The sequence below is a fragment of the Bradyrhizobium sp. CCBAU 53415 genome (assembly GCF_028128735.1).
Lineage (GTDB): Bacteria > Pseudomonadota > Alphaproteobacteria > Rhizobiales > Xanthobacteraceae > Bradyrhizobium.
Genome location: NZ_LBJF01000002.1, coordinates 327956 through 349441 on the forward strand (window position 1 = coordinate 327956; position 21486 = coordinate 349441).

Consider the following 21486-nt stretch of genomic DNA (forward strand, 5'->3'; position numbering starts at 1 on the left):
GTGCCGACCGTCTGCGGGCGAAGTCGGATCTGCTACATTCCGGCTATGAATACAGTGCTGGCTTCAGCCACGAAGCGCCGGCCGCGCTTCCGCCGCGCCCTAGAACCACTCACATTCCGAATCACGGAGGGTGACGTGTTGATCTTGCGGCAGTTGGCGCGCCATCGCTTCTTGCGCTCCACGCACATTGCGGCGCTCGTCGACCGCTCAGTCGATCGCGCCAACGATCGACTATGTCGCCTATTCCATGCTGGATTTGTCGACCGACCACGCGCGCAGCTCGATTACTATCCTGCCTCAGGCTCCGCACCGATGGTGTACGCGCTCGGCGACCTCGGCGCTGAATTGCTTGCGGAGCGCGGAATCGAGTGCGGACATCTTGAGCTGAGCCGAAGAAATCGGAATGCAGGTCGACCGTTCATCGAGCACCAATTGGAGATCATCGACTTTCGGATCTCGCTCGATCGCGTGGTGCGGCAGCGAGACGATATCTCTGTCATTCATTCAGATGAACTCGTATCTGAATTTCCAAAGCAGACGTGCAGCATGCGCAATCCTTTCACAATGCGAGTCGGAGTGTCGCATAATGGGAGGACGCAGGAGATTGGACTTGTGCCGGACTTGACCTTCGGGATCAGATTTGCGGATAGCTCGCGACGCTGCTTCATGGTGGAAATCGATCGTGGCACGATGCCGATCATGCGAGCGGACCTTATGCAAACGAGTGTCGCCCGCAAAATGCAGGCGTACCTTGCTGCACACTCAGCGAAGAAGCACGAAAGTCAATTTGGCTGGAAAGCATTCCGCGTTCTAATCGTCACGAACGATCGCAGTCGCGCGCGATCAATGAAGGAAGCGCTTCGAAGACTGAGCGAGGCGCGTAGCATCGGACCAACTCTGTTCTTGTTTGCTTTGCGCGACGAGCTGCGCGCCAGTGGTCCGATAGCGTACGACTGGGAGGACGGAGCAGGTCGACGGACCAGATTGGCCTAACGATCGAGAGCGTCTTGCGGTCGCGAAGGGAAGGAAGGTCGATGGGGGTCGGTCCACCTTCTCTGTGGAGGCCGTGTGCTTGTGTGCGCCCTTCTAAGGCGAGAGCAAGCTCACGACTGCACTGCGAAAGAACTGCCGCACACCGCAGAACAGTCGATCGCGCTGAGCAATCTCGCGCGCCGGATCTTGGTCGATGCCCTCAAACGTCCGGCGTTCGCAAAAACTGTTTGAAGGTTAAAGGATTGGGGTATAGCCTTGTGAGATCAAGCCTCGATGAAATGCTTTGGAAGTGCCACCTCGTCGGCGGGTTCGCAGACCGTGGCACTTTGCGCTCCAGAGATCGTCTGTCATGTCATCTGCCAGCAAGATTGCCCTGTTCATTGATGGAGCAAGTCTTTATGCCGCAGCCAAGACCCTCAACTTCGATATCGATTACAAGCGCCTACTGAGCGAATTTCAGAGTCGCGGGACGGTACTTCGGGCGTTCTACTAAACCGCCATCATCGAGGATCAGGAGTACCCCTCGATCCGCCCGCTGGTCGACTGGCTGGATTACAATGGCTACACCGTCGTCACGAAGGCAGCCAAGGAATTCATCGACGCTTCCGGACGCCGCAAACTCAAGGGCAACATGGACATCGAGCTTGCAATCGATGCTATGGAGCTCGCCGAGCATGTCGACCAGATGGTGCTGTTCTCGGGGGATGGCAACTTTCGCCCCTTGGTTGAGGCCGTTCAGCGGCGCGGCGTCCGCGTCACAGTGGTCTCCTCGATCGCCAGCCAGCCGCCGATGATCGCCGACGAGCTGCGCCGCCAAGCCGACGTGTTCACCGATCTTATCGAGCTACAAGCCAAGATTGGTCGCAATCCGTCTGAACGGCCGCCGCCGCGCGAACGCGAGTCGCGTTATCGCTCACACCAGCTCCCAGAGCCTGAGACCACCCGAGGACTTAAGGGAAACGATAGCGTGCTCGAGGACTGACGTCCGAGGCGAGACCGCAAATGCAATCCGGTGCTGGGCTCGGAAACCGGCGTACGTATTCCCGGAGACGAGCGCGACGAAAAGCCCGGCATTTGCGCCGGACTGATCGCCAATATAATTCGGTTCTGAGCAACAGACGAACTAGACAGGAGTAGGTTGCGTGTAGTCCGTTCGGTTTCCGACATTGCAATACGTATCCACGAGTCTCGCATAGCTCTGCTGTCTGCGCCTCTCGACACGAGGACGCGACTGCCGGCAGGTGCACTTTGACGCGCGACAAGGCAGCGGCAAGCAGCATTTGAAACTGATGTGAAGCCGGAACCGAAAGCGGTTCCAGCAGCCACGTGGTGAGCTAAGTGGCCGCCGCCACGCGATAATTTGGTTATGGCCTGTAATCATGATGACTCCATCGCATAATTGAAAAATAAGGTTGGGAAAACATGGGAGGTTGGAATGGAAGCTGCCCGCCGCTTTCGCGCCATGGCGTTGCTGTGCCGACAGACTGCCGCGAGACAACCTGACAGGAGCTGGAAACTGCTCGCAGAGGCAGAGTATTGGGAGCATCTGGCGATGACGGCTTTCGCTCATTGATTTGGTCTAGCGACTTCAGTCTTTCTCTTGTCGTCGAAGCCTTAGTTCAAGTCATTCTCTGGGGCCCATGTGATGTCCAGTACGCGTCAGACTTATACTTGTGCTGTTCTAAGTGAACGGCTCGAAGCCCTTGTGACGGAGTTAAGAGAGGTGGAGATGCTTCGAAGCAAGCTCCGACATGTGGAAGCGAGAGCAGCAGACGACGGTGTGCGAAACCGGGCAGCAAAACGCGGACTCATTAGCGCCGAGCCACCGCTGATCGAAGCGAACTGAGGACAGGTTCAAGTGAACTCCGCGGCGCCTCGGCGCGATGGATTCATTCTACTCGGGTGCGAGCTTGCGATCGTTAGCTCCGCCGAAGCACTCTCCTTCTACGCCTCGCCTTGAGAATACGGCTGGTGCTGGCAATCCTTCTCGCCTGAGCAGCTCGGAGTCGACGCCGAAGTGTCTGCAGCTCTCGAAATAATGCGACCAGTCCCTCGACCCGTTCGTCCAAAATAACCGAATAATTGTAAACCCAGCCTCGATTACTCATTACTGCCCAAACCACGATTGTTGTAAGCAACGGGCGGTCGACAACGGGAAAAATATGCAAACCTGGGTTGGAACATACAATCCATAGATGACGACGAAATAAAAAGGGCGGCCGCGCGTAGGTTCCAGGACCGCCGTCCGAGCGCATCTCTTTCGCTTGTCTTTCGGGTCGGTTTTCATTCCGCAAGTTCGGTCGGTCCGCAAACCTACGGGCCTAGCGTGCGTTCACGCGCGCAGCTATCTCTCACGCCGGCCGTACCCCTTCCCTGACTCGCAGCAGTTACCTAGCAGGGGCGCTTTTATCGCTTGGGCCCCTTCGCGATCCATGTCTCTTAATCGTGCTGAGTGCACCGGCTGTTAAGGTTTGGTTTAGTTACCGGCACGATCATTAGTGACCGCAAGGGGCCCGAGCATGCCATTGCATCACGCGAATACCTTGGAAAGGATCGTGACCGTCGCAGATCAGGGCAGTTGCGAGGTCGCGACGCGGCCCGTCGCGCTCAACCCATTGGATTTCTCCACCTCCAATCGCGACGAGGTCCTGGCGCTGTTAGCGCCAAGCGGTCATCCAAAGCGCACTACTTGGCTCGTTCTGGCCGCCTTGGCGGGGGGCTTCGGATTGGGCTGGGCTGGTGCGTGGTACGGTCCTGCAACTCTCTCGGCTCTCAACCCGACCGCTCAGGTGGAAACAGCTTCGCACCGCAAGCCGGACACAAGGGCGGGCGGTAAGGCCGAAGGCGTCCGAAAGATAGCATCAGCATCAGGCTCGCGAACACCGCCTGCTTTCGCTCAACCCTCCACAGTCGCCGCAATCGTTGCTCCGAAACCTCTGGCCAAAGCGTCGAGTGCGGCGCAATCGGCGGAAGCTTCGAACTCAGCTCCTTCGATTGTTGAGGCGGACTTGTCTGTCACCGGCTCGCTCGCGCCTGCGGGGCCGCTCCTGCCGGCCCCCGAGACACGACCAACGACTATTCCGGGTTGGGCAGTGCTTGACGTTCGCGGCGCAACGGCGGTGCTCGAAGGGCCTGATGGGATTCGAATGGCAGCACGGGGCGATGTGGTCCCTGGCGTCGGGCGAATCGACTCCATCGTGCGTTGGGGCGATCGCTGGATAGTTGCGACAGCGAGTGGGCTGATCTCGGCGCCGTAGACGGAGGTTAGTCATCAAGCCCTCCCAATCATCGATCGCCAAAGCCACGAGTCTACTCCTATTCGATCCATAACGTCGAAACTAGCCGCATTGGAAACTGCTAGCCCCGACTCGCTGGCGGCAGCAAGAATGCACCCGATGGACAGAAGCTGCCGGCCCGGTATACGCTCGCCAACACACTTAGGTTGTATTTGCGATTTTTGCTTCAAAGGGGGGCTTGCATGGGCCTGGCTGAGCCAGAGAGTGGGACGGTACCTCAGCGTCGCGTCGACGTATTTGTACAGCCTGCGAAGGCGTCCGATTCAAAGCCGGAGGGTGTAGACATCCCCGCCGCGCTCTCGAGTATTGCTGAGCTGCTTAAGGCGATCGTGCCCGTCGCCATCCTCATTCTGATCGTCTGGAATTGGGCATTCTTTGCCACATGGCTCAACAGCATCACTCATGGAGAGCTCCCTGGCGGGTGGAAATTTGACCGAGCCGCCGCAGCTGAAAAGCTGGCAGAGCTCGACAAACAGAGAGGACTGCAGGGCCAAGGCTTGCAGGTGCATCGAGAGTTTGATTTCCGCTTCGCGAATGGGGCGCTCGTTCGTGCCGAACGCGTATATCCGGCACTAGCGGGGGCTCGGGTGCTCTGGGTGGACGGCAGACCATCTAACAATCGGCTCGAAGAAGGTATTCTTCGGGACATGGGCATAGACTTACAGATCGCCCTCAACACCGGAGAGGCGATCAATCTGGCTCGGAAGTATGATTTTGATCTTGTTATCAGCAACCTTATCCGGGAGCACGATACGAGCGTTCCGTTAGATCGATGCGGCGCGTTCTATTTTGCCTTCCCGAATGAAGAGCTGAGTCAGAAGTTTGCAAACGATTTAGGTCGGTTCAACGCGCAGACCAAAGAGAGCCCACCAGCCGGCTTCGCAATGGCCGAGAAATTTGCCCAGGAGTTTCCGAACAGGTTCGGCGATACGCAACTCCCCCGCATCATTTTCTACACTGCCTCGAGCGGTGGAATCGCAACAAGCCGGTGCGGACGCATTGTTACCAATCGTCCCGACGTCTTGCTTCAGTCCGTCGTGAGCGCTCTAGAGGAGTTTCGATGGGACCGGTTAGTTTCGCCGAAATCACAGAAGAGCGCTGCTGCACAGTAGCGCGGAACCCTACTCGCAAAGGTGCCTCATGGACGCGATGGGTCTGCAGCAGTCCGCGTCAGCGTGATCTTCATCGGTGCAGCGCAGCCAAACGCTAGACAGCGTAGGCGCATCAGATGCGAGGCAGGGCTATCCTTTGAATTAAATCGGCCCCTTCTTCGAGACGCGGAGGCTCCGGACGTAATACCCTTGGGTCCGAACCTTTGTCCTAATTTCGTCGCTGACGTTCAGAATGCGTTTTCTGCTCTTGCGCCATTTGGTTGATGAGTACGCCGCGGGTATCGAAGACCCTGTACTTAGAACGAGAAAGTCCCGCTTCCCATTACGATAGACATCGAACACTTTTCGCCCCCGCTGATCTTATCGAAGCAAAAAAGGAAATATGTTTTCGTCATTCCGGTCGACCAGCTTACTCGCTCCAACGGCTGTGCGGGTTGTAAATGTGCAACGCTCCGCAAGTTCATGGACCATCGTAATTCCTCTTCGCCTTACGCGATGAACTGCGATCAAGCGATCCTCTACGTGGCGTCCCGAGAGTCTCGTTTCTTGACGGCTCGTTCGAAAATGCTTCCAGCCGGACGCCGAAGTATACTATTTATCCGCCGGGCAGAGCTGGTACTTGTCTTGTTGTTCATGCCGGTCCACGTTCATTCGCGCCATGTATCTGTCTTTGACCTCCTCCGAAGGACAAAGACACGGCGGCTTGCTGCCGTAGTGGATCTTCCAACACTCGCTTGCGGTCGCATCAATGAGCTCCCAAGCAATGACATTTTCTGTCTGCACGAGAACGCCAGGGCCAGGAATTGCTGTCGTCTTTGTCCCATCTACCTTGCACGCAGGAGATAGAAAGACCTGAGCGGGATCTAGCTCGGTCGGGTAAACGCGGATAAATCCCTCGACCGTCGCATAATCCTTTACGATCGCTCGTACCATCGCCTTCGTATAGACCAGCGTGTTGTTCTCACGAGCATCGATAGGACGCACAGCCACACAGGTGAAGCTCTTCTTGAGTACGTATAAAAGCGGGTGGTCTTGAGTTGTTTTGGTAAGCGACACGAAAGGTATCTTGTTCACCGCTGTGATCACCCAATCATCATCGTAGGCAACCGACACGAAAATTCCGAGAACCAGCGCGACTACATATGCGAGCACTATCTCCGCCGTTGCGACTGCTTGCGCTGGTTTACGCTTCTTTGCGCGCCATCGCCGCATCGCGAGCGAGGCAATCCCAAAGGATGCGATGCTGATCGCAATCGAAATAAAGGCGTATGCAAGTTCACCGAACCGCAGATCGACCAAATAACTTGCGAGGCCCAGACCAATAAAGCCTGGCAGGAACGCGGCTACAAACTTGATAGCCTTCTTGGGATCATCGGGAATCATTGCCACTATTTGTTACAGCAGTCGTTGTTGCAAGAGCCGTCCTTGCACTTGCACGCGGAGCCATTGCAGCCATCGTGAACGCCGCCACAGTCGGGACACAGCTGGAATGAACCATTGTCGTTCATGACGTACACGGTGAGCTTAGGCTGACGACATTCGCCGCCGGCCATAAAGTTGATTTGTCCAAGGACGGTTTCGAACGAGTCGGCACGCATGCTCGCAGCAACTCGGTCAGGAGCAGGATCATTCCGCGCCGCACGTGCAAGGATCTGAAAGGCAGCATAGCCATAGTAGGCGTCTGCGCCCTTCACGTCTTTAAGGGAAGGCGGTAGGCCCGGCGGTTTTCTAAGGGAGGGATCGTGCGGCGCGATAGCTGCCACCTTAATTTGGTTTCCGAGACGGCCGAGTCCCATCACATTCGTGCCGCCGACGAGAATGCTGTTTGATGGAAGTTCGTCGAGATGAAGATCACGGGCATCGTGGTCAAACGTGAAGACAATCGCCGGCGAGCCGGCGGCGCCATTCCAATTGTGTAGTGGGAGCTGACTGGCTTGAGCTTCACGGCTAAGTGCATCGGAGTAGAGCCGGCTTTCGAAAATGAAACCTGTCCGGCCACCTTGATTATCTTTCGCATATCGGACGGCGAGCTTAGCTAGTTGCTCGACGCTATCCCCCATGTGAAATGAGTATTGTTGTTGGCGTTCCGAAAAGGGCTTCATGGACAATCCAACGAAGATAGTCGGCGTTTGTTGCTGTTCGCTCACTCTAGAGACGGCCAGCATCACGGGCGGTCTACCTTTCACGATCAAGAAGTTGACATGCTCGGCTTCAATAAGCTGGCGACTGTCTGAAACCGCGACATCTGGCTTATTCTGGTGATCGCGAACAATGACTTCTACCGGCCGGTTGGCTACCTGCCTCTGGTCGTTCTGAGCAGCGGAGACCCCTGCCCGGAACTGCTGGCCTTCATTTCCGCCGTATTGAGAGAAGTCGGCCACTACTCCTATGCGAATTCGATCTTGTGCCGCGGCCGGCAGAAGCGCAGCGAGCGAGGTAAGGACGAGGACGGCAATGAGGGTTTTCAAGCGACCCATGTGATCCTCCTATATGGGTGCGGAATCTGAGGTACTGCCCAGGTCGTCCTGGGCGCGGCAATGAATAGGCGAAGTAAAGAATTCCGGACTCTACCTTCGGTAGCGTTGCCAAACAAGAGGGCGTCAGCCCGGGATGTGAAACAAAGTTATTTTGGGTCGGTACAAACTCCCTCAGCGAGTTCACCTCCGACGCCGTTCGAAGGTTGCTATGCGACATTGCCTAAGCACGGCGAGTTAAGACAGCGCCGTTGTGGCGTGACGCTCCTATGACTGACTCGCTGGGACAGAAATCAACTCCGCTATGCGGCCAATTACCTCATCTTCGCGATAGTACTGACAATGCACAAGCTGCGGGTCAGTTAGCCGAGAGAGGATGTGTCGCTTGATTAGCAAAGCATCTCCCTCGGCGAGCGCAAAGTAAAGCGCCTCTCCCGCCTGAGCTGCGGTACGTGCGGAGAGGTCGCTCATCCTTTTGCTTAGTTCGTCGCTTATTGCCTCGCTACATGCACGCTCATGCTCCGGAAGCAGCCGCGGTGCCAATACCTGCCGACATTGACCGCCAAATGCGGCGTTCCGAACGACGAGCCCCATCACCCGCGCACCCGGACCTTGTAGCAACAATTGGGTCACCCATGCCAAGCCCAATCGTACCGCCTTGCCTGCGATGAGCAGCAATCGCCATAGAATTATTCCGATAAGACAAAGCCCAGCTATCGCAAAAAGTGCGCTTCCTGTGATGTTGGAAATTGTCTTGTTGGCTGATCGAAACGACACAATGAAGTTCGCGAGAGGTGGTCTCCCATTTTCGAAGTGGTGCAGGGCAATGTATGAATCGAAAAGTACAAGCAAGGCGGGTACGGCCGTAGCGACCAGAAGAATAGCGCTGAATATAAATACCAGCTTCTCCGCGAGACTAGCGTTCCTCAGCTGCTCGAACGAAGTCGCAAAGACCGAGGCTTCAAATAGTCGATAGAGCGTGGTTGACTTGAAGTCTGACCATATACCGTCCCAAAACTTGGGACGCTGTGGCTTTACCGCGTACTTGGGGGAGCCCTCCGTGCTGTACAGCTGCTTAAGCGTATCGCCAGGTCGCTGGGCAATTGCGAGCGAGAGCTGCAGCGCTTTCATCGCTTCATCTGCGGCAAATTCGAATGAGTGTGCATGGCCGCTGCCGTACACGGAAGCAACGCGATGCGGTCCCGTCATCCACTCAAAAGACAACAACACTCCAAATCCCGCTGCCATGAGAGCGAACCAAGGGTACCCCTCAGCATTAAACCACGCGGTGAGAGGACTGCCTTCTGAGATGAGAACTGAACTAGGAGATTCACCGTTGTGCAGGGCTGCAGCGATGCTGAACACCAAGCCAGCGCCATACAGGAGCATAGCTCGCATCCTGCGGTTCAACCATGAAGGGAGCCCCGTACAGCGCAGTACGGGCGTTCCGAGAAATATGACCGCACCAAGCTTCTCTGGACCTTCGGCAAGCGAGCGCAGGGCGTGCAGTACAACATTGCCGCCATGCGAATGGGCGACGATATGATATCGGTGGATATCGCTGGTTGTTTCGAGAATTGCGATTTGGTTTGCAAGCGCATCTCCGGCAATGCGCCGCTCGGGCTCAAGATTTCTTCCGGTCCAGGCAAAGATGCCTGTTTGATTGGTGATATGTGCCCAGCATCGAGCTGACGACATCTGCTCCAAGAGACGAGAGTCTAGTTTACGGCAGAAATCGCTGCTCAGTAGCCACCAGGACGCCGGCACGTTCGCAGATGTGCCGTGAATAAGGAGAACGGTCTCGCGCGGAAGTTCTTCAGGAGCGTCAGCGACCTCGACACCCTCTGGAAGGTCGTGGCGCGCCAGTTCCCGCTCCTCTCGCTCCGGTATGGGGTCCTGTCCCTTCATTGCCGGCCCGTCGGATTATTGTGTTCCCCTGTAGCTACGCAGCTTTGATGGATATGTCGCTATTCATGATAAGACCCAATCGCAGATCGCGAATGTGAGCGACTTCACACCAGGCGGAAATGTCTGCTCAGTAGCTGGGGCGGCTACCAACGCGACCGACTAGAAGCGCCGGATTCGGAAGTGACCGGCATTCCACTCGTGCGTTGAACCCGGTTCAGATGCACGAGAGCCTTCCAGCTAGGATTCAGCACAGTTCCGGGCGCAGTAATGACAGAAGGCCCGGCGCCAAAAGCGCCAGGGGCTTGTCCATAACGAGCACGAGGTGGGCAAAACTACAATTAGCGCTGATGACCCAGGCCTACACCCAGTGCGCGAGCCTTCTGCCGCAGCGAGCCTGCGGAGCGCTTCATCAATTTGGAGAGCTTCGCGACCGGCGTCCGCCCTTTTGAATGTGCCTTGAGCAATTTGACGTCATCTTTCGTATACTCTCTGCGCCCGCTTTTTGCCTTCTTAGCCATTCCTGCTCTCCAGACTGTTAGGAGGCGTGTAGTTAGCAGGCTGAAAGGGATGATCAAGGGAACGGGATGTGAACGATAAACAGATGTGGGCCAACAAATCAACATTGCTTACGAGCTGACGCCGCGGACCGTGCTATAATTCTAGCGCATGTTAAAGGAGGGTGAGAGGGAACGTCACAGCTGGCGAAGAATACTAGCCGCGACCTGGGTCATATTGCTTCTGCCCGTTTCTATTTTTTCTGAGTTGTTCTTTCTTGATGGACCTGGCGGTGCGCATTGGGATAGCTCGTTCTCATATCTTGCGAGCGTAGCCTACTGGTGGGCATTTCCTGTGGCTATGATCATCGGCGCTGTATCGGGATTCCGGCGGCCCTTTTCCTCGCGAGCCGTCCTACTGCCGGCAATCATGTTCATGATCTTATTTTTCGTTATAGCATGGGAAGCAGTTCATCCATGTTGCAGGACTGCGACGAAACATTCCACTTCGTATGAAGGGAGGGTATTGGCGGCGATTTCAAATTAGGAACAAGCCATGATCATTGTGAAGTATTCCTTCAGAAGCGGAGATGTTTTGAGCCAGGACAGAGGAATGATAAATTGGCACGCTCTTTCCGTCAGCGAATTGCAGGTGCTCGACGTTATAGAGGATCGCCACGGGATCTTTGGCCCCTTTTTGATATAGGTCTGTTTCCGATCCGTTCGAGACTGCAGCCCACAGGTTTTCGGATCCCGGCAACATCAGAGTATCCCTGCCTGCTCCCCCATCGATCGTTGTCGGCTTGTCCGGGGTTCTGCTTGCTACCCAATGGAATATGTCGTCGCCCGGCCCCCCAAGGACAAACTGGTCCTGTGACGAAATCCAAACGTTGTCGCTCCCAAGCGTCCCTGGCAACGCCCGAAAAGACGTTAGCTTCACACTCCAAAAATCGCCGGTGTCGATTGCATGCGCAATGTTGTAGTCGAGGTGGCTATCGTGGGCGCGATCAGCCAAGTTGATCGTGTCCTGCAGATAGATGAATTTATCATGCGAAATGGCCGTCAGATCAACTCCTGAGTGTGGCGGCGCGAACGGCGCGGAGTCTGGAACGAGTGGACTGTCGATTTGGATATCGAGGCCGCTTCTGCCGTAATAGCGTCCACCGAATATGACGATCGGATCCTCGGGATGGACGAAGTTAACAAGATGCGCATTTTGCGAGTGTAGGTCTGCGCCTGGACTTCCCCATGTGTAGCCGTACATACTGCTTGGGCTTATACCAGCAAGCGGAGTGGCCAAGACATCCTGCACCATTGAGCCACCGAGACTGTGCCCGGTGAATAGAACCCTCTCTATCCCAGCCTCATGAACATATGCCCCCAGACTGTCCAGGAGCGGTAGAAAGGACGAAAAATATACATCTATTGCAGGCCAATGGGATTTGTCACCCCATGAGGAAGGGTCGGTACCGCGAAAGGCAATCACGAGTGTCTTAACACCATCAAGATCTCCTTCTAGAACAAGGGCGTCAGCCTCACCAGGAAGCACTGCAAGTGAACTAATCAACGAAGCGCTGTAGATCCCATTGTCAAACTGATAATCGACGTCTCCCTGACTTCCTTTTGATGGCAGATGTAGTTCAGTCGCCGAGACCGCGTGCCAATTGCGATCTACAGCTGCCGCCGTGGATTTGCCGTACGACTCCACGGCCAGCTTCGCCATCTCGGCAACGAGGTTTCCGGCAGTAAGATTTACAGGTTTGTTGATCAGGGCGTCTGGCTGGAAAAGTTGGGCACGGATTGCGCTACCTGAAGTGTCGGCACCGGTCTGGCTCCAGTCCGTCCAGCCCACTACGAAGTGTCCGTCTTGTAGCGTCGTGATTACGGAGTCCTGTTGAATGTTGGGTGTGGTGCTATTGACTAGGAACTCAGTTCCGGACTTGCTTCCGTCCACGTTGAATGCCTGGGCGCGAATGGCGGTGGAAGAGGTGTCGCCGTCAGTTTGACTGGAGTCAGTCCACGTTACAACGAAGCCTCCATCCTTCAATGCTGCAATCTCAGCGTTGTTTTGCGAACCGGATGTCGTGGTGTTGACCAAAAATTCCGATCCTGACTTGCTTCCGTCCACGTTGAAGACTTGGGCGCGAATTGCAGATGAAGAGGTGTCGCCACCTGTTTGGCTGTAGTCGGTCCACGCGATGACGAACCGTCCGTCAACAAGTGTGGTGATCGTGATCGTCTCCGATCCGCCCCCTCCTGGCCCGGACTGGTCGCCGATAGTCGTGCTATTGACGAGAAATTCGACGCCCGACTTGCTGCCGTCTCCGTTAAACACTTGCGCGCGTACGGCAGTGCCTGACGTATCACCGCCCGTTGCACTCCCGTCGGTCCACGCAACGACAAACTGACCATCATTCAGCGCTGTAATTGCCGGGTTGTACTGAAAGCTCGACGTCGTGGTATTGACCAGGAACTCTGTTCCCGACTTGCTGCCATCGGCGTTGAATATCTGAGCGCGGACCGCCCAGCTCGACGTATCGCCGCCTGTTGCACTCCCGTCAGTCCAGGTAACAACGAAGCGGCCGTCACTCAGCGCGGTGATAGCTTCGTCGAGCTGGTACCCTGTCGTGGTGCTGTTGACCAGAAACTCGCTGCCCGACTTGCTGCCATCAGCGTTGAACACCTGTGCCCTAATTCCTTGGAAAGAAGCGTCACTACCGCTTCCGCTGCCATCGGACCAGGCAACAACGAAGCCGCCATTCTTCAGGGCCGTAACCACAGGATCATACTGGATATCCGCCGTCGTGGTGTTGACCAGGAACTCAGTACCCGACTTGCTGCCGTCTGCATTAAATATCTGTGCGCGGATAGCGTCGCTTGACGTGTCCCCATCGGTTCCGCTTGCATCGGTCCACACCATCACAAAGCGTCCGTCGCTTAGTGCCGTGATGGAAGCATCGAACTGAGAGCCGACCGTGGTGGTGTTCACGAGAAACTCGGAGCCGAACGTTGTCGCATTTGCCATTTCGTCCTCCCAAATCGATCGCTAACAGATAGGCCCACCGCACAATTACTCTATGGGGATCGTCGCCGCGTATATCGCAATCCGCTCGCTACGCGCAGCCATTGCGAGATGCACATGGCCAGTGCCGCGCCCGCCCGGTCTTTCCTCTCCACCATGAAGCAACCCGCAATAGTCGGCTGCCCAAGTGCCCAGCGCGAGATGTTAGTGGCCTCCAAGGTGCGCGCGAGCGGATCAGGGTCTGGTCACGCAGACCAAGGCTATGTCGGTTCGCACATGAACTGAGCCATCAAGGCAACTAATTCTGCTTGGCGATGCGTGGCCGTTTTGGCCAAAATGGTCTTTACTTGAGTGCGAACAGTTTCAGTGGCCAGTTTAAGCTGATCCGCGACGTCATCGATACCGTATCCGGATGCCAATCGAGCTGCCACGCGGCTTTCGGCTTCTGTGAGTTGAAAGGCAGCTCGCAACGTCTCCTCAGGAATTTGCTTGCGCGAACTGAGATCGATCAGAATGACGACGGCACTGCAGTCCGCCAAAGGGCAGCCAGAAAGAGCTGGGATTTGGATCGGGTATGCGAGTAAGGGACGCCGCTCCTGTCGCGGCAGAACCACCGCCGGGGACAATGCAGGTATTGATCGTCTCCAAAGCAATTCATGCAAGGCCCGCTCAAATGCGATCGTTGCCCTTCCATCTTTTGAAGTAAGTCGACGATTTATAACCTGAGGATCGCCGACGAGCATGCGCTCGGCCGAGGGGTTCATTTGGAAGACTTCGCCTTGACGATTGATCAAGAGAGCGGCAGAGCCACTAGCCTCCAAGGCCTGCAGGGTGGCTCCCCCGGCGGCGAGTCCCATTGCCTTAGCTAAAGCGACGGTCGCGGGCAGAGTTTGCGCTAGACGTGTCAGCTTGCCTTTGTCTGCATCCGAAAACGGGCCCTCCTCGATTCTTCGCTGAATGGAGAGGCACCAAATATCATCGCCAAACGCCACCCTGACTCCCGCAAACCATCGCAGGCCGTGTGGGGCGAGGAACTCTTGGTAGTATCGGTGACGCCCGATGTACTCGGGACTAAATAAATCTAGGTCGCAGCATACCCCGCTTCTTAAAAGCTGCGGGATGCCTTTGTTTCGCTCATCATGTTTATGCCAGCCGTCCCGAAAGTATGTGTCTGTTGCTGCTGCCAAGCAGCTTGAACATGGAATCCCGGGCGTTCGTGCGCCGGAGATTGGCAGCAGTAACGCTCCGGTGCTTTCCGTCGCCTTAGCCACAAGGTCCATTGCCCTCGGCCACAGCTCCGGGTTCATTGCTGCCGAAACAAACCCAGCTTCTACCAAATCGAAATCCCAACTAGCCAATGGCTTCCCCCTTAGGAAAAATTGCGGCGCCATCCGAAGGATTTAATTTCATAAAGCCGTTTGGATATTCCCGGTCGGCGAGAACATAAAGCTAATTAAACAAATATTGAAATCTTACCTCATTTGGGGGTTGTGACAAGCGCGATATCCGCTGAACGTTGCGGGTGAATTTCGCCAAACTCCCAACAAGAGACAATTGCAGCGACATTTAATTTTAAGAAGATTCCCATGGCGCTGCGATTTAATAGCTCGCGCCGGATAATGACCCCGTTCACAGATCCACGGAGGAAATCGAGATGGCTACCATCTTCTCGCAGGGTCTTCGAATTGTCGGAACGCTCGAAGATGATTTCCTCCAAGGCTACAATGCGCCAGGGGCACCCGGTGATGACGGAAACAGCCAGCTCCTCACCGGCTTCCCGCAAAACCTCTGGCCGCAATACGGAGTTGACCCTGTAACGGGTGCCGTGAGTTACATCGAACCAGCGCAAGCTGTGGCCGATGGTAACGATTCGCTTCTGGGTGGAGCTGGAAACGACACGCTTTTGGGTGGGAGTGGAAATGACACCCTCATAGGCGGCGCAAGCAGCGCATTCGGAAACAGTGACATACTCTACGGCGGTTCGGGCAATGACGTCCTTCTCGGAGGCAACGGTGCACGGACGACCGACGGCGGAAACGACTTGCTTGTCGGCGGTCCGGGCAATGACGTGCTGTACGCCGCCGATGGCAACGACCAGGTGTACGGGGATAACGCGCCCTCTCAACCAGCAAATCCGAAAGGACCGACAACAGGCCGCGTCGATGTTGATATCGCGCAATATAGAGGCGTCCTCAATCTCACGAACTTTACGAGCAGCTATGCGATAACTGCCGATACTTCCACGGCAGGTCGTTTCATCGTACAGGGCGGGCCTGACGGAACGGATTCTGTGACAGGCATCGAACTCCTCGAAATGAAGGCTTTCGATGGAACGAATGCTCCGAGTTTTTCACAGCCGTTCTCGGCTAATGCCCCTCAGCCAAATTCGCAGGACTATTTCGGGCTCCCGCAGGCGGCAATCCAGATCACAATTCATCGGCAGCCATACGGCTATGGTTGGCTCGAAGCCAAGGTTGTCGGAGCCTCTCAGCCCTATTTTACATCGTCGATACATACAGCTCCAACGAACTTGCCGGTGGGTGCCAATGCTGCAAGCACGATAAATCAAAGCGCAGGCGGATTCGAATGGGACGATCTGACGCCGATTCCAATTGGGACCTACAACCTGGTCATCAAGACCGACGCTGGAGACACGAAAGGCGCGAGTCCTTCATTGCTGGCCGGCGGAGCTGGAGGAGTTGTCGGCGCAGTGGATTTGGAGCTGGAGCCTATCCAGCAATCCGGCGGCCCCTTGCGGACTTCAATCGCCATTCATCGTGGGAACTATACCTTTCAATCGCAGGGCTGCTTCCTTCTGCCCTATCAATCTGCGGCATACCAAGGCCAAACAATCGTAGATTTGCTGAATCCAATTTGGCTTGATCGCCCGCTCGACGCCTCTTCAATTCAAACGAGCCCAACCTATGCGGCGCCTATAGCGGCGAGCGCGGGTCTTTCATCTGTTGGATTCGGTGTAAATCCGGGGACGCACTTTATCCCGGAGTTTCTGCCTACCATCAACTCGACGCCGGGGAACACCACCGGAAGTGCCAACCTGGCTCTTTCGGCGAACTGGACCTCGCCCATCAAAGTAACGATCGTGGACGACGGGACCATCACTCAACCGCTTATTACGGCCGGCAGCGTTCAGGTTGCCAACAATCAATATCAAGTCAAATTTCATATTAGCCACGCGGTGTCGAAAACACTCCAAATCGATTTCACCAAAGGTGATGGAACGACGGGGAGTGCCACCATCAAGGCCGGCGACACGGACAGCACGTTCGTAGGCACTGGCATAGCTGTCGGACACTCCGTGGATCTAACTGTAAAGGCGGTAACTCCGCCAGGGCATGCTTACGCGCAGCCACACAAACTGTTGCAGCTCCTGGGGCTGGAGACGGTTGGCGATGCCGCTCAGCAGGCTCAAGGTTTGGATCCGGCCGGTACAGCGAAACCACTGCATTTCGAAACCGCAAATGCCACGGCGATGTCCGACGTCCAAACGACGCCGAACGGCGCTGGAGGCAACGACTGGACGGTTACCGCCGCGTCAGCGTTGCCATCGATCGGGCCAGGCAATGGACAAGACACTCTTAACTTGCTCCAGGTCGACGCGGCCGGATTTGGCACGGTCAATCTTCCGAGCGGATTTTCCGCGCTCACTTTGAGTGGAACGAGCTCCGCTACCTTGATAGGCAACGGGGCAGGAAACTACATCTCTGGAGGCGCTGGCAATGACGTGATCGTCAGTAATGGTGCTGGTAGCGTTCTTTTGGGAGGAGGCGGGATCGATATCTTCGAGGGCGCGCTTGCAAATCTGGACAATGTTTTTGTTGCTGATTACAGCCCCGGCGATTCAATTTTGGTTCTTGGAGCCAGCTTTGGCTTGAGTGCGATTACGGTCGCCGAAGGATCGACGATATTGGCAATCGACGTCAACCAAGATGGTAATGTCGATAGCACCCTAACGTTAAGTGCATCATATGCCGATCTGTTGGCTCAGGGCCTGCAACTGACCACGCAGCAGACCGCAAACGGTACATTGTTGGCCTTTGCTCAGCCTGGCGCAGAGGCGCCTGTCGCCAACGCTGACACGGCTTCAGCGGCTGAGGCGGGAGGGAGCAGCAACGGATCGATTGGCGTCGATCCAACCGGCAACGTACTCAGCAACGACACCGGTACCGCGCTGACAGTCACCGCAATTGTTGCTGGCATGAGCGCCGGATCCGATAATGTCGGCTCGGCCGTTGCGGGGCAGCATGGCGTGCTGACGCTCAATGCTGACGGCAGTTATCAGTACGTAGTGAACCAGAGCGATGCTCAGGTCGAGGCGCTGCGCACGGCAAATGACACGCTGACCGACACCTTTACCTACAGCCTCGAGAACGGCGGCGGATTGTCTTCATCGAGCACCCTCGCCGTGACCATTCACGGGGCCAATGATGCGCCGATCGCAACCAGTCCGAGCGCTCAAAGTGCCAGTGTCGGTGCCGCCTATTCGACAGCGCTCGCCAGCACCTTTATCGACAAAGATGTTGGCGATAACCTGACGTTCACTGCGACCGACGGTAACGGCAATCCGCTGCCCGGGTGGCTGCTTTTCGATGGCGCAACGGGCGTCTTATCCGGCACGCCAACGGCTGCAGATGTCGGCAGTGTCACGATCAAGGTCACTGCAACCGATATGGCAGGTCTGCCGGCTACTGAGAGCTTCATCCTATCGGTTTCGGCCGGCAACCAGCCGCCGGTGGTCGTGTCCGACAGCTTCTCGACGGGCGAGAAGTCGGCATTGAGCGGCGTCTCAGTGCTGACCAATGATAGCGATCCGAATGGAGACTTGCTGACGGTCTCCGAGGTCAACGGGTCGGCCCTCAATGTCGGGTCGCAGCTCACATTGCCGTCCGGCGCGCATCTCACCGTGTCTGATCACGGAAGCATCATTTACGATCCCAATGGGGCGTTCAACGCCCTCAATGACGGACAGGTTGGCACCGACAGTTTTAGCTACACGGTGTCGGACGGCGAGGGCGGCAGCGCTACGGCAATCGCCACAATCGCCATCAGCGGCGTCACTGACGCACCGGTTAACCAGCTACCTTTGGCTGTCAATGATTCGCTAAGCGTCAATGAGAACGGTCCGGCTGAAAGCGGAAACCTCCTGGCGAACGATAGTGATCCGGACGGAGATCCCCTGACGGTATCCGAGGTTAACGGCTCTCCCGCCAATATCGGGTCGCCGGTGACATTGCCCTCCGGCGCCAAACTGACCGTATCCGCCGACGGTAACGTTGCTTACGATCCAAACGGTGCGTTCGCGGGCCTGCAAACCGGTCAGATCGCAACGGACAGCTTCACCTATGCGATTAGCGACGGAAAGGGAGGAGCCAGTTCGGCGACGGCAACCATAACGATCGCCGGAGAGTCCAGCGTCGCGGTCACTGACGCCGTTCAAGCCATTCTTTCAGGCAACAGCGGAATCGCGGTCAACTCGGCCAGTTACACCGGCGCTACCGCCGCATTCGCGAGCCTTCCGAGCGTCAACCTCGGTAGCGTTGGTAGCGAATCGCTGACGCTAGGCCCCAGCCTCCTGCTTAGTAGTGGCAATGCGTCGATCGGATCGACCAACACCAGCGGTAGCTTCACCGGCAACAACGGCATGCCAGGCTATGCGCCCCTCGAAGGCGTGCTTACGGCGGCCGGCTTCTCGGCGCTTACGCACGATGCCGCCGTGCTCACCATTACCTTTACCGTGACCGACCCCACTGCGACGACAGTCAGTCTCGACGCTCTCTTCGGGTCCGAGGAATTCCCGGAGTACATCAATAGCTACGTTGACATAGCCGGCGTGTTCGTCGACGGCCAGGACTACGCATTTTTCGATGTCAACCAACCTTCCACGCCGCTGAGCGTACTGTCGCAGAACGTCTCAGGCGGCTACTTCCTCAATAACAGCACGGCGACCGCTGCGGGGGTACCTCCTACGCCCTTAGCCACCGAATATGACGGCGTATCGCACAAACTCACGATATCCGGATCGCTTGACCCAACCAAGACGGAACACACCCTCACCATCGCCGTGGCGGACACCGGCGACTTTGTCTTGGACAGCGGCATATTCATCAGCAACCTAAAGGCCGGTACGGGTGGAGTCGGCATCAATCTCAGCCCGATTGCCGCCGACGATGCGCTTTCCGTGAATGCGATGGGGCCGGCGGTAATCGGTGCCCCCCTTTCTAATGACTCGGATCCCAACAATGACGCTCTTACGATTACCTCCATCGCTGGGCTGGCCGTAGCGATTGGTGGAACGGTTGACTTGGCATCGGGCGCCAAGGTGACTCTGAATGCCGACGGCACGATTGCCTACGATCCTAAAGGAGCGTTCCCGGATATTCCGTCCGGTCAAACTGGCGCGGACCAGTTCTCCTACACGATCTCTGACGGAAAAGGCGGAACGGCTTCCGCCAATGTCGTCGTCACGATCGCCGGATCCAGCATCAATCAGCCACCGACGGTTCATGACGACGCATTTTCGACCGACGAGCATACCGTGCTTGTTTGCGAGAACGTGCTGGCCAACGACAGCGATCCGGACAACGATACGCTTGCTGTCGCCGCAGTGAACGGCGATGCCTCTTCCGTCGGACACCAAATCGAGCTCGCCTCCGGTGCCCTTCTGACGCTCAGCGCGGACGGGACTTTTTCATACGATCCGGATGCCGCGTTCGAGAGCTTGGCGGCAGGCCAGACGACGACCGACAGCTTCACCTACACCGCATTTGATGGCCAGGGGCATAGCGCCGATGCCACGGCCACGATCACGCTGACCGGCGTTAATGATGCGCCAATCATCACTTCAGGCGGCGGAGGAAACAACGCCAAATACATCATCAATGAGCATACAGAATTCGTGACGAAGCTGCTCGCCTCTGATCCAGACAGTGGCGACAGCTTCACCTGGTCGATCGTTAGTAGTCCAAAGAAGTCGGCATTCACGATCGACGCTGACACCGGAGCCCTTTCGCTTACGTCCCCGGCGGATTGCGACAAGACCTACACGGTGACGGTAAGAGCCACTGATGAATCTGGCGCTTCCGACACGCAAGCGATCACCGTTAAGGTGGCGGACGGGCACAAGATGACTGGTTCGTCGGCGGCTGATACCTTCGTGTTTCTGCCGGGCTTCGAACGGGAAACCGTCAAGCACTTCGACGTTGCGCATGACGTTCTGCAAATTGACCAACGTCTTGTCGGCGATCAATCAGTTGCCGACTTCCTGGCGAGCGGGAGTGTGATCCAGCATGGCAACGACACGTGGATCACCTTCGATGAGGGGAAGCCCTGCTACGATAGCCATGATAACCATCACAGTTACCGGGATTACGATCACCATTATGGTCACGATGATCACTACGGCAACTATGATCACGGCGTCGAGCGGATTGTCCTCGATCATACGCTCGCGGCGGCCCTGACTATCAATGACTTCAGGTTCATCTGACTGGAGAGCACGAAATCCTGCGCCGATGGTGACGTTAATCGGATGCCGACGGCGCTTTGTCGGACACCTTGTCATCGTCTTCGGTCCTGCGTCGGAAAGTTGGCACCTCCACTTTGCGAGTGAAGACACCAGCACCGCCGTCACGCCCCCGAGTGCCTTCGGGGGCTCTAACGCCCGCAACCGGCTTGAACGGGTTTTTACTTGGATCGAGCAATGTCGTCTGGTAACGACGTGGTACGACAAACTAGCCGCGCAACGAAACCGCTCTTGCCACGATCGCAATTTACCCGCCGCTGAGCTTAGGGAAAAAATGCACCGCAGTTCAGCAAAGCCGTGGACGGCAAAGGTCCTCACTGCGCCTTCGTATTGAGCTGAATGCAGCCAGGCAGGTCCCGCGAAACGGTTCGTGTGGTTCGTGCCGCCTACCGCCGATGCGGCACTTGGAATGGGAATGCCGGCCCCGGCTACTTACCCCATCCTGCGGCTCGGGCCGTTTTTGAAGTTGCTCAGCGTCGTTCAACTCGGACCACAACCATGCTTAGAGGCATTGCTATCGCGCTATTTGGAACGGCATCTTCTCTCAGCTTGATGGAGCGCTCTTCAGCGGACGCAATACTGACGGCTCCTTCTGAGAGACACCGCCAGGCCCTGCGATCGAGGCCGCGCCGTTGGCTGATTTCGAT

Annotated in this window: 9 protein-coding genes and 1 pseudogene; 4 read left to right on the forward strand and 6 right to left on the reverse strand. The window is 56.5% G+C overall.

Annotation, left to right across the window (positions count from 1 at the left end; genetic code table 11):
- Positions 1–135 precede the first annotated feature (135 nt).
- The 3 genes and pseudogenes from XH87_RS07855 (at position 136) to XH87_RS07865 (ending at position 5401) form a co-directional block, all read left to right on the forward strand.
- Positions 136–993 carry a replication-relaxation family protein gene (locus XH87_RS07855; protein WP_271586801.1) on the forward strand — a complete coding sequence of 286 codons (858 nt, stop codon included), beginning with the start codon at positions 136–138 and terminating at the stop codon, positions 991–993.
- 349 nt (positions 994–1342) lie between these two features.
- Positions 1343–1975 (forward strand): annotated as a pseudogene (locus tag XH87_RS07860) (LabA-like NYN domain-containing protein).
- A 2496-nt stretch (positions 1976–4471) separates the two neighbouring features.
- Positions 4472–5401, forward strand: a complete 930-nt coding sequence (locus XH87_RS07865) for a response regulator receiver protein (RefSeq protein WP_271586802.1) — start codon at positions 4472–4474, stop codon at positions 5399–5401.
- Between the two features lie 591 nt (positions 5402–5992).
- Here the strand turns inward: XH87_RS07865 and XH87_RS07875 are convergent.
- The 6 genes from XH87_RS07875 to XH87_RS07900 all read right to left on the reverse strand — a co-directional run bounded on the left by XH87_RS07875 (position 5993) and on the right by XH87_RS07900 (position 14291).
- Positions 5993–6784, reverse strand: a complete 792-nt coding sequence (locus tag XH87_RS07875) for a hypothetical protein (protein WP_271586804.1) — start codon at positions 6782–6784, stop codon at positions 5993–5995.
- A 5-nt stretch (positions 6785–6789) separates the two neighbouring features.
- Positions 6790–7878 (reverse strand): ABC transporter substrate-binding protein, encoded by a 1089-nt coding sequence (locus XH87_RS07880; RefSeq protein WP_271586805.1) that lies wholly within the window; start codon positions 7876–7878, stop codon positions 6790–6792.
- Between the two features lie 264 nt (positions 7879–8142).
- Positions 8143–9783 (reverse strand): esterase/lipase family protein, encoded by a 1641-nt coding sequence (locus XH87_RS07885; RefSeq protein ID WP_271586806.1) that lies wholly within the window; start codon positions 9781–9783, stop codon positions 8143–8145.
- Between the two features lie 338 nt (positions 9784–10121).
- Positions 10122–10301 carry a hypothetical protein gene (locus tag XH87_RS07890; RefSeq protein WP_271586807.1) on the reverse strand — a complete coding sequence of 60 codons (180 nt, stop codon included), beginning with the start codon at positions 10299–10301 and terminating at the stop codon, positions 10122–10124.
- A 514-nt stretch (positions 10302–10815) separates the two neighbouring features.
- Positions 10816–13302, reverse strand: a complete 2487-nt coding sequence (locus XH87_RS07895) for a hypothetical protein (RefSeq protein WP_271586808.1) — start codon at positions 13300–13302, stop codon at positions 10816–10818.
- 257 nt (positions 13303–13559) lie between these two features.
- Complete coding sequence (locus tag XH87_RS07900) at positions 13560–14291, reverse strand: helix-turn-helix transcriptional regulator (RefSeq protein WP_271586809.1); 732 nt, start codon at positions 14289–14291, stop codon at positions 13560–13562.
- Between the two features lie 662 nt (positions 14292–14953).
- On the opposite strand from XH87_RS07900, the gene XH87_RS07905 reads away from it, so the two are divergent.
- A complete protein-coding gene (locus XH87_RS07905; RefSeq protein WP_271586810.1) occupies positions 14954–20803 on the forward strand; it encodes an Ig-like domain-containing protein in 5850 nt (1949 codons plus the stop codon).
- Positions 20804–21486 lie beyond the last annotated feature (683 nt).

Excerpts from the sequence above, each read along its gene's own strand:
- XH87_RS07865 (WP_271586802.1), top strand. The coding sequence starts at position 4,472 with ATGGGCCTGGCTGAGCCAGAGAGTGGGACGGTACCTCAGCGTCGCGTC.
- XH87_RS07875 (WP_271586804.1), bottom strand. The coding sequence starts at position 6,784 with ATGATTCCCGATGATCCCAAGAAGGCTATCAAGTTTGTAGCCGCGTTC.
- XH87_RS07880 (WP_271586805.1), bottom strand. The coding sequence starts at position 7,878 with ATGGGTCGCTTGAAAACCCTCATTGCCGTCCTCGTCCTTACCTCGCTC.
- XH87_RS07885 (WP_271586806.1), bottom strand. The coding sequence starts at position 9,783 with ATGAAGGGACAGGACCCCATACCGGAGCGAGAGGAGCGGGAACTGGCG.
- XH87_RS07890 (WP_271586807.1), bottom strand. The coding sequence starts at position 10,301 with ATGGCTAAGAAGGCAAAAAGCGGGCGCAGAGAGTATACGAAAGATGAC.
- XH87_RS07895 (WP_271586808.1), bottom strand. The coding sequence starts at position 13,302 with ATGGCAAATGCGACAACGTTCGGCTCCGAGTTTCTCGTGAACACCACC.
- XH87_RS07905 (WP_271586810.1), top strand. The coding sequence starts at position 14,954 with ATGGCTACCATCTTCTCGCAGGGTCTTCGAATTGTCGGAACGCTCGAA.